General features: G+C 63.3%; 12 protein-coding genes. 7 read left to right on the top strand and 5 right to left on the bottom strand.

Going from position 1 to position 12,664, the window contains the following annotated elements; genetic code table 11:
- Positions 1 to 39: 39 nt before the first annotated feature.
- A complete protein-coding gene (locus tag HNQ71_RS25640; RefSeq protein ID WP_184875656.1) occupies positions 40 to 1,182 on the top strand; it encodes a citrate synthase in 1,143 nt (380 codons plus the stop codon).
- Between the two features lie 39 nt (positions 1,183 to 1,221).
- On the opposite strand, the gene phaR is transcribed toward HNQ71_RS25640, so the two are convergent.
- A complete protein-coding gene (gene phaR / locus HNQ71_RS25635) occupies positions 1,222 to 1,830 on the bottom strand; it encodes a polyhydroxyalkanoate synthesis repressor PhaR (protein WP_184875655.1) in 609 nt (202 codons plus the stop codon).
- 82 nt (positions 1,831 to 1,912) lie between these two features.
- Positions 1,913 to 2,140: a hypothetical protein gene (locus HNQ71_RS25630; RefSeq protein WP_184875653.1), complete on the bottom strand. Its 228-nt coding sequence runs from the start codon at positions 2,138 to 2,140 to the stop codon at positions 1,913 to 1,915.
- On the opposite strand from HNQ71_RS25630, the gene HNQ71_RS25625 reads away from it, so the two are divergent.
- From HNQ71_RS25625 to HNQ71_RS25600, 6 genes are all read left to right on the top strand, one after another.
- The gene (locus tag HNQ71_RS25625; protein WP_095089453.1) at positions 2,127 to 3,305 is read left to right on the top strand and encodes an acetyl-CoA C-acetyltransferase; all 1,179 of its coding nucleotides are present in this window, start codon (positions 2,127 to 2,129) and stop codon (positions 3,303 to 3,305) included. The two genes, HNQ71_RS25630 and HNQ71_RS25625, sit on opposite strands and share 14 nt — an antisense overlap.
- Positions 3,306 to 3,398: 93 nt before the next feature.
- Complete coding sequence (phbB, locus tag HNQ71_RS25620) at positions 3,399 to 4,124, top strand: acetoacetyl-CoA reductase (protein ID WP_184875651.1); 726 nt, start codon at positions 3,399 to 3,401, stop codon at positions 4,122 to 4,124.
- A 726-nt stretch (positions 4,125 to 4,850) separates the two neighbouring features.
- Positions 4,851 to 8,240: a helicase-related protein gene (locus HNQ71_RS25615; protein ID WP_184875649.1), complete on the top strand. Its 3,390-nt coding sequence runs from the start codon at positions 4,851 to 4,853 to the stop codon at positions 8,238 to 8,240.
- 15 nt (positions 8,241 to 8,255) lie between these two features.
- Positions 8,256 to 8,654, top strand: coding sequence for an RNA-binding S4 domain-containing protein (locus HNQ71_RS25610; protein WP_184875647.1), 399 nt, complete (start codon positions 8,256 to 8,258; stop codon positions 8,652 to 8,654).
- Positions 8,655 to 8,889: 235 nt separating this feature from the next.
- Positions 8,890 to 9,228, top strand: a complete 339-nt coding sequence (gene fdxA, locus HNQ71_RS25605; RefSeq protein WP_095089463.1) for a ferredoxin FdxA — start codon at positions 8,890 to 8,892, stop codon at positions 9,226 to 9,228.
- A gap of 369 nt (positions 9,229 to 9,597) precedes the next feature.
- On the top strand, positions 9,598 to 10,179 hold the full coding sequence (locus HNQ71_RS25600; protein ID WP_111544498.1) for a CarD family transcriptional regulator: 582 nt from the start codon (positions 9,598 to 9,600) through the stop codon (positions 10,177 to 10,179).
- A gap of 85 nt (positions 10,180 to 10,264) precedes the next feature.
- Here the strand turns inward: HNQ71_RS25600 and HNQ71_RS25595 are convergent, their stop codons facing one another.
- The 3 genes from HNQ71_RS25595 to HNQ71_RS25585 form a co-directional block, all read right to left on the bottom strand.
- Positions 10,265 to 11,038 carry an amino acid ABC transporter ATP-binding protein gene (locus HNQ71_RS25595; RefSeq protein ID WP_184875644.1) on the bottom strand — a complete coding sequence of 258 codons (774 nt, stop codon included), beginning with the start codon at positions 11,036 to 11,038 and terminating at the stop codon, positions 10,265 to 10,267.
- Positions 11,035 to 11,715, bottom strand: coding sequence for an ABC transporter permease subunit (locus HNQ71_RS25590; protein WP_184875642.1), 681 nt, complete (start codon positions 11,713 to 11,715; stop codon positions 11,035 to 11,037). The genes HNQ71_RS25595 and HNQ71_RS25590 overlap by 4 nt, the downstream gene beginning before the upstream one ends.
- Before the next feature lie 136 nt (positions 11,716 to 11,851).
- Entirely contained in the window at positions 11,852 to 12,625 is a 774-nt protein-coding gene (locus HNQ71_RS25585) for an amino acid ABC transporter substrate-binding protein (RefSeq protein WP_095089469.1), read from the bottom strand.
- Positions 12,626 to 12,664 lie beyond the last annotated feature (39 nt).

The following is a 12,664-nucleotide window of genomic DNA, read 5'->3' as shown; positions in this document are numbered from 1 at the left end:
GATCAATCTTGATCAATATAATCAATATCAGAGTTCGATATGTCCGAGTGGTTGTCGCGGGAAGAGGCGCTGGAAAGGCTCAAGGTGCGGCCCCAGACGCTCTACGCCTATGTCAGCCGCGGTCGCATCGGCATGCAACCGGACCGCGCCGATCCGCGCCGCAGCCAGTATCGTGCCGACGACATAGCGGCGATGGCAACGCGAAGAGCGCGCGGACGCAGCCCGTCGGCCATCGCCGAAAGCGCCATTGCCTGGGGCGAACCCTCGATCGTCACCTCGATCTCGACCGTCTTGCACGGTCATCTTGTCTATCGTGGCCAGGACGCCGTTGCGCTTTCAGCGAGTGCCACGCTGGAAGAAACAGCCGCTGTGCTCTGGGCGCTGCCTGAACCGGTGGCCTTTCGAGCGCCGACGCCGGATGCGGCCCACCAACCCGGCCGGGCCTCGGCCTTTGCGCAACTTGCCGTGCTTGCCGGCCAGGGGCGGCCTTCACTCGGGCGCAGCGCCACCTCGCTGCATGCCGATGCCGCGCACGCGGTCGGCGTGTTGGCCAGCGCCTTGGGCGCATCGGCGGGACCGGATCCAGTTCATTGGCGATTGGCGCGGGACTGGTCGGTGGATGCAGCGGGAGCCGATGCGATCCGCCGCGCGCTCGTCCTGCTCGCCGACCACGAACTCAACGCGTCGACCTTCGCCGCCCGTGTCACGGCCTCGACCGGAGCGCCGATGGCTGCTTGCCTGCTCGCCGGGTTGGCGACGCTGTCGGGGCCACGTCATGGCGGCGCCGGCGAAGCGGTGATGCAACTGGCTGAAGATGCGGGGCGGCACGGCGCCGAGGCGGCGACCCGACGCTGGCTCAGCCATGACCGGCCGCTGCCGAGCTTCGGCCATCCGCTCTATCCTGACGGCGATCCCCGCGCGGCGGCATTGCTGAGCGTGATCGACATCGATGATCTCTCTCAATCGCTGCGCGATGCGGCCCTTGCCGCGACCGGCGCACGCCCGAACATCGACTTCGCTTTGGCCGTACTGACACGCGGCCTTGGCTTGCCGCGCGATGCACCGTTCCGCTTGTTCGCGCTGGCACGCAGCGTCGGCTGGGCGGCGCACACGATCGAACAGGTAACAAGTGGAAGTGTCATCAGGCCACGCGGCCGCTATGAGGGATTGCTGCCGCGATAGCCCTATGCGCCAGCTAGCGGATCTTGCGATCGGAACCGCTCACGACATCGTGTCGAGCTTGCGCTGCATGGCCGCGATCTGGTCCTTCAGATCCTGAAGGTCGTCAGGCTTTTCCGATGTTTCCTTCCTGGCCGGCTCGGCCGGGGCTGCGGCCGGCGCGGTACCCGCCGGCGGGAAGGGCGTGAAGAGCCGCATCGCATTCTGGAACATTTCCATGTTGCGGCGCGTCTGCTCCTCCAGCGCCTTGATCGGCGTGGTGATCTTCATCATGTCCAGAGGCGACTTGCCGAGCGCACCCTTCATCTGCTCGCGAAAGCGTTCCTGCTCCTTGGAGAAGGCGAGCATCGACTGTTCGAGGAAGCTCGGCACGATCATCTGCATCTGGTCGCCGTAATAGGCGATCAGCTGGCGCAGGAACGGGATCGGCAGCATGTTCTGCCCATCCTTGTTCTCGAGTTCGAAGATGATCTGGGTCAGCACCGGATGGGTGATGTCGTCACCGGTCTTGGCGTCCTGGACGGTGAACTCCTCGCCCTTCTTGACCATCTCGGCGAGGTCCTCGAGCGTCACATAGGTGCTGGTGCCGGTGTTGTAGAGGCGGCGATTGGCGTATTTCTTGATGATGATCGGATCGTCTTTAGCGGCCATCTGCATCCTCCCGGGGACACCGGCGCCCCCCAGTAAGCCGCCGGTAACGATTGTGCCTTTTTTGAGGATATGCGCAAAAGCCTCACAATTCCAAGCAGTTTGTGCACTGCGGCATCATTAAATGCTGCATAGCGGGCAAAATATGCTGCGCAGCAATGGATGGAGTGCAGCCATGGCACGGCGCGATGTGCTTGCCGCGCATAGGCGCCATGCCCATTTCCGGTTTGACTTGGGTTCTGGAAAGGGCAAGAAAAGTCCTCAACGACAGAACAACACCTTGAAGTCTGGAGAAGAAAATGTCCGCTTCCATCGTCATTGCCAGTGCGGCGCGTACGCCGGTCGGGTCCTTCAACGGCGCTTTCGCCACCACCCCGGCGCATGAACTCGGGGCTATCGTCATCAAGGAACTGCTGTCGCGTGCCGGCGTCGAACCAGGCGAGGTCGACGAGGTCATCCTCGGCCAGGTGCTGACCGCCGCCCAGGGTCAGAACCCGGCCCGCCAGGCGTCGATCAATGCCGGCCTGCCCAAGGAAACTACGGCCTGGGGCCTCAATCAGGTTTGTGGCTCGGGCCTGCGCGCCATTGCGCTCGGCATGCAGCAGATCGCCACCGGCGATGCCAAGGTGGTCATAGCCGGCGGACAGGAATCGATGTCGCTTTCGGCGCATGCCCAGCACCTGCGCGCCGGCGTCAAGATGGGCGACTTCAAGCTGATCGACACCATGATTAAGGACGGACTGTGGGATGCCTTCAACGGTTACCACATGGGCAACACCGCCGAAAACGTCGCTCGTCAATTCCAGATCACCCGCGACGATCAGGACCAGTTCGCACTCGCCTCGCAAAACAAGGCCGAGGCGGCGCAGAAGGCCGGCAAGTTCAAGGACGAGATCGTCGCCGTCACCATCAAGGGCAGGAAGGGCGACACCATCGTCGACCAGGACGAGTACATCCGCCACGGCGCCACGCTCGACGCCATGACCAAGCTGAAGCCGGCTTTCGACAAGGATGGCACGGTGACCGCCGCCAACGCCTCCGGCATCAATGACGGCGCCGCCGGTGCGGTGCTGATGAGCGAAGCGGAAGCGGCGAGACGCGGCATAACCCCGCTGGCGCGCATCGTGTCCTGGGCAACCGCCGGCGTCGACCCGCAGATCATGGGCACCGGTCCGATACCGGCCTCGCGCAAGGCATTGGAAAAGGCCGGCTGGTCGGTCGGCGATCTCGACCTGATCGAGGCCAACGAGGCCTTTGCCGCCCAGGCTTGTGCCGTCAACAAGGACATGGGCTGGGACCCCTCGATCGTCAACGTCAATGGAGGCGCCATTGCCATCGGCCATCCGATCGGTGCTTCGGGTGCCCGCATCTTCAACACGCTGGTCTTCGAGATGCGCCGGCGCGGCGCCAAGAAAGGCCTCGCCACCCTATGCATCGGCGGCGGCATGGGCGTCGCCATGTGCGTGGAAGCGCTCTAAGGATATCACCTGAACGGGCGGCGCGAGCCGCCCGGTCGGTATGCAGTGCCTGCCAAGCCCGACAACAGGGCGATATCAAATAAGGGGAAACGCATGACCAAGGTAGCAATCGTCACAGGCGGATCGCGCGGCATCGGCGCAGCGATCTCGATCGCATTGAAGAACGCCGGCTATTCGGTTGCCGCCAACTATGCCGGCAATGACGACGCGGCGGCGAAATTCAAGGCGGAGACAGGCATCCCGGTCTACAAATGGTCGGTCGCCGACTACGATTCCTGCGCCGCCGGCATCAAGCAGGTCGAGGCCGATCTCGGTCCGGTCTCGGTGCTGGTCAACAATGCCGGCATCACCCGCGACGCCATGTTCCACAAGATCACGCGCGAACAGTGGAAAGAGGTCATCGACACCAATTTGTCGGGCGTCTTCAACATGACGCATCCGCTGTGGAGCGGCATGCGCGACCGCAAGTTCGGCCGCGTCATCACCATCTCCTCGATCAACGGCCAGAAGGGCCAGGCCGGACAGGTGAATTACTCCGCCGCCAAGGCCGGCGACATCGGCTTTTCGAAGGCGCTCGCCCAGGAAGGGGCCCGCGCCGGCATCACCGTCAATGTCATCTGCCCCGGCTATATCGCCACCGAAATGGTCAAGGCGATCGACGAGAAGGTGCTCAGCGAGCGCATCATCCCGCAGATCCCCGTTGGCCGCCTCGGCGAACCGGAAGAGATCGCGCGCTGCGTCGTCTTCCTCGCATCCGAAGATGCCGGCTTCATCACCGGCTCGACCATCTCAGCCAATGGCGGCCAATACTTCGCCTGAGGCATTTCACTTCGGCAGAAGTGCCGGTGTGAGCGGCGAGATCGACAGGCCGGCAGACCGGTCCGTCTTTCGCCGGCGGCTTTATGCCTTCGACCTGCCCACGCCGGCTGCTGCCCCATTCCGGCACGCAGAGGTTAACAACCACCGGCTGCCCTGTGCAAAAGCGGCTTTGCAACCTGTGGATTCTCGGTGGATAAGCTGTTCGCAACACAAGATATTGGGGTGAACAAAACGGGAAGATTTCGAGATCGCTGATTCGTCGCCGATTCGTTCCGGCTTTGAGCGGAGTGTTAACGATGACAGCTGGAATCGCTCGTTAAATCCTTAACGCCGCTTAGGAAAGATCAACAATTTCATAATCTTGGTAGAGGCCGGCCAAGGCATTCCGGTCGTTCGCCGGCAAAGGTTAACGGCAGAGCTCGCCTTGCATGAAACGGGCCAGTTCGTTGATTCAGCATGTGGTGAGACTCATGGTCACAAAATCCATATGTAGCCGTGAACAAAAGCTGAATCTGGTCGAGTCACTGATTCGTCTCCGATTCGTTCCAGACTCGTTCCAACTGTTAATCCGCAACCATTCTGGAGCTTGACACAGACGACTTCGAGCCTCCGGTGGAACATTCCGCTTTCGCTTCGCGCTTGAAATCCTTATGTGTCGCCTGTCATACGCGCCACTTGAGGCACGCTCCCGACAACGAGAGACCAGAAAGCCTTATTTCCAGGTCGATGAACATCCAATCGAAACATACCGAGCCGCTGATCCTATCGGGCCGTGACGTGACCGCCGTGCTTGGGCCGACCAACACCGGCAAGACCCATCTCGCCATCGAGCGCATGGTGGCGCACGAGAGCGGCATCATCGGCCTGCCGCTCAGGCTGCTTGCGCGTGAGGTCTATGGCCGCGTCTGCGAAAAGGTCGGCGCCCACAAGGTCGCGCTGATCACCGGCGAGGAGAAGATCCAGCCGCCCGGCGCCAAATATTCGGTCTGCACCGTCGAGGCCATGCCGCGCGAAACCGACGCCGCCTTCGTCGCCATCGACGAGGTGCAGTTGGCCGGCGATCTCGAGCGCGGCCACATCTTCACCGACCGCATCCTGCACCTGCGCGGCCGCCAAGAAACGCTGCTGCTGGGTGCGGCCACGATGCACGGCATCCTCCAGCGCCTCTTGAAGGGTGTCTCGGTGGTGACGCGGCCGAGGCTGTCGCATCTTGCCTATGCCGGTTCGAAGAAGCTGACGCGGCTGCCGCGGCGCACTGCGATCGTCGCCTTCTCCGCCGACGAGGTCTATGCCATCGCCGAATTGATCCGCCGCCAGCAGGGTGGCGCCGCTGTCGTGCTCGGCGCCCTGTCGCCTCGCACCCGCAACGCCCAGGTGGCGCTGTTCCAGTCGGGCGACGTCGACTATCTCATCGCCACCGATGCCATCGGCATGGGTCTCAACCTTGATCTCGATCATGTCGCCTTCGCCCAGAACCGCAAGTTCGACGGCTATCAGTATCGCAACCTGACGGCGGCCGAGCTTGGCCAGATCGCCGGCCGCGCCGGCCGGCATCTGCGCGACGGCACCTTTGGCGTTACCGGCCAGGTCGATCCGCTGGACGAGGATCTGGTCAAGAAAATCGAAGGCCATGACTTCGACCCTGTGAAGGTGCTGCAATGGCGCACCGCCCATTTCGACTTCGCCAGCCTCGACGCGCTGAAACGCTCGATCGAAACCAACGCCCCGGTCGAGGGGCTGACGCGGGCATTGCCTGCCGTCGATGCGCAGGCGCTCGAGCATCTGTCGCGCGACGAGGACATCCGCGCACTCGCCACCAACGCCAAACGCGTGGCGCTGCTGTGGGAGGCCTGCGCGCTGCCCGACTATCGCAAGATCGCGCCGGCCCAGCATGCCGACCTCATTGCTTCGATCTATACGGACCTCGCCCGGCATGGCCATGTCGATGAAAATTACATGGCCGAGCAGGTGCGCCGCGCCGACACCACCGAAGGCGACATCGACACGCTGTCGCATCGCATTGCCCAGATCCGCACCTGGACATTCGTGTCGAACCGGCCCGGCTGGCTGGCCGATCAGGCACACTGGCAGGAAAAGACGCGCGAAATCGAAGACAGATTGTCGGATGCGCTGCATGAGCGGTTGACGAAACGCTTCGTAGACCGCAGGACTTCCGTCCTCATGCGGCGCCTTAGAGAAAATACCATGCCCGAAGCCGAAATTAGTCCTACCGGAACCGTCCTTGTCGAAGGCCACCATGTCGGCGAGTTGCAAGGGTTCCGCTTCACCGCCGACCAGACCGCCGGCGGCGAAGACGCCAAGGCGGTGCGCACTGCCGCCCAGAAGGCGCTTGCCGCCGAATTCGAGGCGCGCGCCGAACGCTTCGGTGCTAGCGCCAACGGCGACATCGCACTTGGCTCGGATGGCACGCTGCGCTGGATCGGCGCGCCGATTGGCACGCTGGTTGCCGGCGAAGACACGCTGAAGCCGCGCCTCGTGCTGCTGGCCGACGAACAGTTGACCGGCCCGGCGCGCGACAGGGTCGCGGCACGCGCCGAACGTTTCGTCAATTTCCAGATCGAGTTGCTGCTGAAGCCGCTGGTCGACCTGAAGAACGCCGACCAGATTGCCGGCATCGGCCGCGGCATTGCCTTCCAGCTGGTCGAGAATTTCGGCCTCATCAACCGCCGCGACATTGCCGAGGAAATGAAGTCGCTCGACCAGGAGGGCCGTGCAGCCCTTCGCCGGCTCGGCGTGCGCTTCGGCGCCTACCATGTCTTCGTGCCGGCGCTGATCAAGCCGGCGCCAGCCGGACTGGTGACCTTGCTGTGGGCATTGAAGAACGACGGCAAGGACAAGCCGGGCTTTGGCGACGTGGTCCATGCACTCGCCTCCGGCCGCACCTCGGTGGTCATCGATCCGGCTTTCGACAAGACCTTCTACAAGCTTGCCGGCTACCGCAATCTCGGCCGCCGCGCCGTGCGCATCGACATTCTGGAGCGGCTGGCGGATCTGATCCGCCCGGCGACCAACTGGAAGCCTGGTCTCGGCCAAAGGCCGGACGGCGCCTATGACGGCCAGTCCTTCATGGTGACGCCGCCGATGATGTCGATCCTCGGCGCCACCGCCGACGACATGGAAGAGATCCTGAAAGGTCTCGGCTATCGTGCCGAGCCGAAGCCGGCCGTCGAGGTCAAGGCGCGGCTCGAGGCGCAGGACAATGCTGCGCGCGAAGCGGCGGCGGTGAAGGCCGCAGCCGAAGAGGCCGCACTGGCCGAGCAGGCCAAGGCAGCGGAAGCCGTGGCGGTCGATGCGGCCGCGGAGGCACCGGTCGAAGGTTCGGAGCCTGCTGCCGCTGTTGAGGCCACCGCCGAAATTCCTGCCGAACCCGTCGCAGAAGCGGCCGAGCCGGTCGCGGCAGAACAACCCGAAGCGCCAGCCGAAGCTACGCAAGAAGCCGTATCGGAGGCCGTCGCCGAAGTGGCCGCCGAACCCGTTCTGACTGCCGAGCCAGAGGCGGAAGCCGAACCTGTCGCCGCAGCATCGGCAGAGCCAGTTTCCGAAGCTGCGCCCGCTGCGGAAGCGGCGGACGAGCCTGTCTTGGTGGCCGATGCAGCCGCCGGCGAGCCCGCTCCTGAAGCCGAGGCGCCAAAGCCGATCCTGTTGTGGCGTCAGGGCCGTTTCGAACAGCGCCCCCGCCATCCCGGCCGCAACAATCGCTCGCGCAACGGACAGGCGCGCGGCCGGAGCGACGCGCCGGCCGATGCTGCCGGAGCACCGGCCGCAGCCACGCCTGGAGAACGTCCGGCCCACGAGGGGCGGCGCGACGGCTCCGGCAAGCCGCGCTTCGACCGCTCGAAGTTCAAGCCCAAGCCGCAGGGCGAGGGCGAGCCGAGGCGTGAAGGCCGCCCACAGGGCGAGCGTCCCGACCGCCGCGAAGGCCGGCCCGACTGGAAGGGCGGCAGGCCGGACGGCAAGGGTGGCGGCCCAGATCGGGCCAAGGGGGGCGGAAAGCCGGCCTTCCAGCCAAAACCGCGCGAGGAGCGCCCGGTGCGCTTCGACCCGGATTCGCCCTTCGCCAAGCTCGCCGCTTTGCGCGACCAGCTGAAGAAGTAGACCCGGGCCGCTTCGATGGTTGCCCTGACGGCTGCCCGAGACCGCCAGCGCATCGACAAATGGCTGTTCTTCTCGCGCGCCGTGAAATCGCGCTCGCTGGCGGCGAAACTGGTGGTCGCCGGCCGGGTTCGCATCAATCGCGACAAAGCAGCGCAGGCCTCCGATCTGGTCAAGCCCGGAGACGTCCTGACCATCACACTTGATCGTCGCATCTTCGTTTGGAAGGTGCTGAACGCCGGCGTGCGGCGTGGCCCTGCCGAGGAGGCCCGCACGCTGTACGAGGATATCTCCCCGCCGCCCGCGCCGAAGGGCGAAGCGCCTCCCGATGCAATTCCGGCGCTGCGCGAGGCCGGCAGCGGCCGCCCGACGAAGAAGGAACGCCGCCAGACCGACCGCTTGCTTGGCGATGACTGATGTGTCGGCCAAAAAAGTGCGTGACGATTTTGGCGCAACGAGACGCACAAAACGAACCCTGAACCCGGCAAACAAGACACTTCGCGGGACATGACCGGTCCCTGCCGGGCCTGCCGCCTAGAATTCCATTTCGGAAACGCCGATGCCGCCAGGCAAGGCTGCCCTTGCAAGCGGCGGATAAAGGCGTTACCTCACGGAAAAAGCCCAACAAAATGGGACGTTCCGGAGCCGACCGATGACCTATGTCGTGACCGACAATTGCATCAAATGCAAATACATGGACTGCATCGAGGTCTGTCCGGTCGATTGTTTCTACGAAGGCGAGAACATGCTCGTCATCCATCCCGACGAGTGCATCGACTGCGGCGTCTGCGAGCCGGAATGCCCGGCCGACGCAATCAAGCCCGACACCGAGTCGGGACTCGACAAATGGCTGCAGATCAACACAGAATACGCCGAGAAATGGCCCAATATCACCGCCAAGAAGGAACCTCCGGCCGACGCCAAATCCTTCGACGGCGAGGCCGGTAAGTTCGAGAAATACTTCTCGGCCGAGCCCGGCGAAGGCGATTGACAACAGGTCCACAAAGGCCCGTATTACGTTGGGTAAGAGGCAGGTCACATTAAGCGCCTTGACAGGCGGCGCTTAACTGTGGCCTTCGCCGATGCAGCAAAACCTTGATTCTTCCGACTTTTTGTGTTACATCAGTCAAACATGCCGGTGACACAACGTCGATTTATGGCGCAGACGCCCCAAATCACTGAAAGGTGAAAATCTCATTCCGGACCAGAGCGATCTGGGCCAGGCGGTCGCACTATTGCGGTTTGCCGGTCCCGGCTTTTCCGGATGGGTTCATCTGTTGTGCGGCTAACGATCGGTTTCCCCGATCGCGCGAGTTCGGGCCGGCAGGACGCCGGTACCACAACAAGGAGTTCAGGCGCAATGGCAACGATAACCCCGCAGAAGAAGTCCTCCGCTGCGCGTCACGGTTTCAAGACCGGCGAATATATTGTCTATCCGGCGCATGGCGTCGGCCAGATCGTGTCGATCGACGAGCAGGAAGTCGCTGGGCACAAGCTGGAACTGTTCGTCATCGACTTCCAGAAGGACAAGATGCGCCTGAAGGTGCCGGTCGCCAAGGCGACCTCCATCGGCATGCGCAAGCTGTCGGAAGAAGATTATGTCGAGCGCGCGCTGAAAGTCGTGCAGGGGCGCGCCCGCGTCAAGCGCACCATGTGGTCGCGCCGCGCCCAGGAATATGATGCGAAGATCAATTCCGGCGACCTGATCTCGATCTCGGAAGTTGTGCGCGACCTCTACCGCGCCGACAACCAGCCCGAGCAGTCGTATTCCGAACGCCAGCTCTACGAGGCTGCACTCGACCGCATGGCCCGCGAGATCGCGGCCGTCAACCGCATGTCGGAAACCGAAGCCGTGCGCCTGATCGAGGTCAACCTCAACAAGGGCCCTAAGCGGGGCGCCAAGGCTGACAATGAGGAAGCCGAGCAGGAAGAAGCTGCCTGAGGCATTTCACCTTTGAATCCATGAAAAGCCCGGCCTCGCGCCGGGTTTTTTGTTTCTAGGAAGATAGGCAGAAGCGTGTAGCCGCCTACGCCTCGCCGCCACCCTCCTTCTCCGCCTCTTGCTTCAGCGTCGCAATGAAACGCTTGGTGCGCTGATGTTCCGGATTGCCGAACAGCACGGCCGCCGGGCCTTTTTCGACTATGACGCCGGCATCAAGAAACACCACCTCCTGCGCGATCTTGGAGGCGAGGCGCAGATCATGCGTCGCCATCACCATGGTCGTCCCTTCGCTGGCGAGCTTGCCGAGCACGTCGACCACCTCTTGCGCCAGTTCCGGATCGAGCGCCGAGGTCGGCTCGTCGCATAGCAGCACTTTCGGCGACGGGGCGAGCGCGCGAGCAATCGCCACGCGCTGCTGCTGGCCGCCCGACAGGGTTGCCGGCCAGGCGTCGGCCTTGTGTTCCATGCCGACCTTTTCCAGCAAAGCGCGCGCCCGCTCGCGCGCCCGCTCCGTTGGCCATTTCAGCACCGTCACCAGCCCCTCCATGACATTCTCGATCGCGGTGCGATGCGGAAACAGCTGGAAGTTCTGGAACACCATGCCGGTTTGCAGGCGCAGGCGTTGGATATCCCTGGCCGGGACCTTGCCGCCAGGGTGAAATTCGAGCGTCTCGTCACCGATCCGCACTGTGCCCGATGTCGGGATCTCCAGCAGGTTGATGCAGCGCAGCAGCGTGCTCTTGCCGCCCCCCGAAGGTCCGACCAGCGCGGTCACGCTGCCTTCGGCGATGGTGACCGTCACGCCCTTCAGCACGAGATTGTCGCCGAAGCGCTTTTCGATGTTTGTGAGGCCGATCATGAGCGCGCCTCCAGGAAGCCGCCATAGCGGTTGAGCCGTTCTTCCAGCCGCGTCTGCAAGGCCGAAAGCACCGAGCTCATCGCCAGATAGAGGATCGCCGCCTCGACATAGAGGATCAGCGGCTCATAGGTTGTGGCGACGATGCGCTGCGCCGCCTGGAACATTTCCGGCACGGTGATGGCGGCGGCCAGCGACGTATCCTTGACCAGCGAGATGAAGGTGTTGGAGAGCGGCGGCACCGCGACCCGTCCGGCCTGTGGCAGGATGGTACGCCGCATCGCCTGGCTCCAGGTCATGCCGATCGAATAGGCGGCTTCCCACTGGCCTTTCGGCACCGAGCCTATTGCCGCGCGGATGATTTCCGACGTGTAGGCGCCGATGTTGAGCGTGAAGCCGATCAACGCGGCGGTGAAGGCGTCGAGCAGGATACCGGCCGACGGCAGGCCGTAGAAGATCAGGAACAGCTGCACCAGCAGCGGTGTCCCCCGGAAGATCCAGACATAGAAGCGCACAAGCGCGACCAGTGGTTTTGGACCGAACAGCCGGGCAATTGCTGCACCGAGGCCGACCGTCAAGCCGAGAACGAAGGACAGCAGTGTCAGCGGCACGGTGAAGATCAGGGCCGCCCACAACAGCGAAGGCAGCGACTCCAGCATCAGTTGCAGCCAGTGCGGCACGTAAGACCCTCCAGATGGTCGAGGCGGCTTGATCAGGCGCGAATGCGCTCGACATATCACGACAAAAGCGGCGGACCGTCAAAGACGGCTCGCCGCTTGATATCTCATGGGCCGGTGACCGGCCTCATCGCGTAGATTACTTCGAAACGTCCTGGCCGAAATAAGTGTCGGCGATCTTCTTGTAGGTGCCATCGGCCTTGATGTCGGCCAGCGCCTTGTTGATCGCCGCCACCAGCTCCGGATCGCCCTTGCGCACGATGACGCCGGAATAGTCGGCGTTTTCCTCTTGCGCGGCGATCTTCACATTCGCGTCGGGCTTGTGCTTCTTGAAGTCGAGGAACGACAGGCTGTCATTGATGGTGGCATCGGCGCGGCCGGTCAGAAGCAGCTGGATCGATTGGTCGAAGCCGTCGGTGCCGACAAGTTCGGCGCCATTCGTTTCCGCGAGCTTGCCGAAATTCGACGTCAGCGACTGCGCCGACTTCTTGCCCTTGAGATCGGCGAAGGTCTTGATATCGGTGTTGTCGCCGCGCACGATCAGCACCGCCTTGGAGGCGATGTAGGGATCGGAGAAGTCGTATTTGGCCTTGCGCGCGTCAGTGATGCCGACTTCGTTGATCACAGTATCATAGCGATTGGCGTCGAGACCGGCGATCAGCCCGTCCCACTTGCCTTCGAGGAACTCGGCCTTGACGCCGAGCTTGTCGGCGATCGCCTTGGCGATTTCGACGTCGAAGCCTACCAGCGCGCCCGAAGTGTCATGATAGGTGAACGGCGCATAGGTGCCTTCCGTACCGACCTTGATGACGCCCGCCTGCTTGATCTGGTCGAGATTAGCGCCGGCATGGCCTGACGTGACAGCCAGAGCCTGCAGCGTTCCGGCGACGATAAGCGACTTGAGCCATTTCATTTTTCTGTGATCCCGTCTTTGGCCGGCTGTCCGGCATGT

Source organism: Mesorhizobium sangaii (assembly GCF_014207355.1).
Lineage (GTDB): Bacteria > Pseudomonadota > Alphaproteobacteria > Rhizobiales > Rhizobiaceae > Mesorhizobium > Mesorhizobium sangaii.
Note: the sequence above shows the minus strand (reverse complement) of the source record. Positions and strands in the feature narration are given on the sequence as shown.

Excerpts from the sequence above, each read along its gene's own strand:
- HNQ71_RS25640 (WP_184875656.1), top strand. The coding sequence starts at position 40 with ATGTCCGAGTGGTTGTCGCGGGAAGAGGCGCTGGAAAGGCTCAAGGTG.
- HNQ71_RS25630 (WP_184875653.1), bottom strand. The coding sequence starts at position 2,140 with ATGGAAGCGGACATTTTCTTCTCCAGACTTCAAGGTGTTGTTCTGTCG.
- HNQ71_RS25585 (WP_095089469.1), bottom strand. The coding sequence starts at position 12,625 with ATGAAATGGCTCAAGTCGCTTATCGTCGCCGGAACGCTGCAGGCTCTG.
- HNQ71_RS25615 (WP_184875649.1), top strand. The coding sequence starts at position 4,851 with ATGAACATCCAATCGAAACATACCGAGCCGCTGATCCTATCGGGCCGT.
- phaR (WP_184875655.1), bottom strand. The coding sequence starts at position 1,830 with ATGGCCGCTAAAGACGATCCGATCATCATCAAGAAATACGCCAATCGC.
- fdxA (WP_095089463.1), top strand. The coding sequence starts at position 8,890 with ATGACCTATGTCGTGACCGACAATTGCATCAAATGCAAATACATGGAC.
- HNQ71_RS25625 (WP_095089453.1), top strand. The coding sequence starts at position 2,127 with ATGTCCGCTTCCATCGTCATTGCCAGTGCGGCGCGTACGCCGGTCGGG.
- HNQ71_RS25610 (WP_184875647.1), top strand. The coding sequence starts at position 8,256 with ATGGTTGCCCTGACGGCTGCCCGAGACCGCCAGCGCATCGACAAATGG.
- HNQ71_RS25595 (WP_184875644.1), bottom strand. The coding sequence starts at position 11,038 with ATGATCGGCCTCACAAACATCGAAAAGCGCTTCGGCGACAATCTCGTG.
- phbB (WP_184875651.1), top strand. The coding sequence starts at position 3,399 with ATGACCAAGGTAGCAATCGTCACAGGCGGATCGCGCGGCATCGGCGCA.
- HNQ71_RS25600 (WP_111544498.1), top strand. The coding sequence starts at position 9,598 with ATGGCAACGATAACCCCGCAGAAGAAGTCCTCCGCTGCGCGTCACGGT.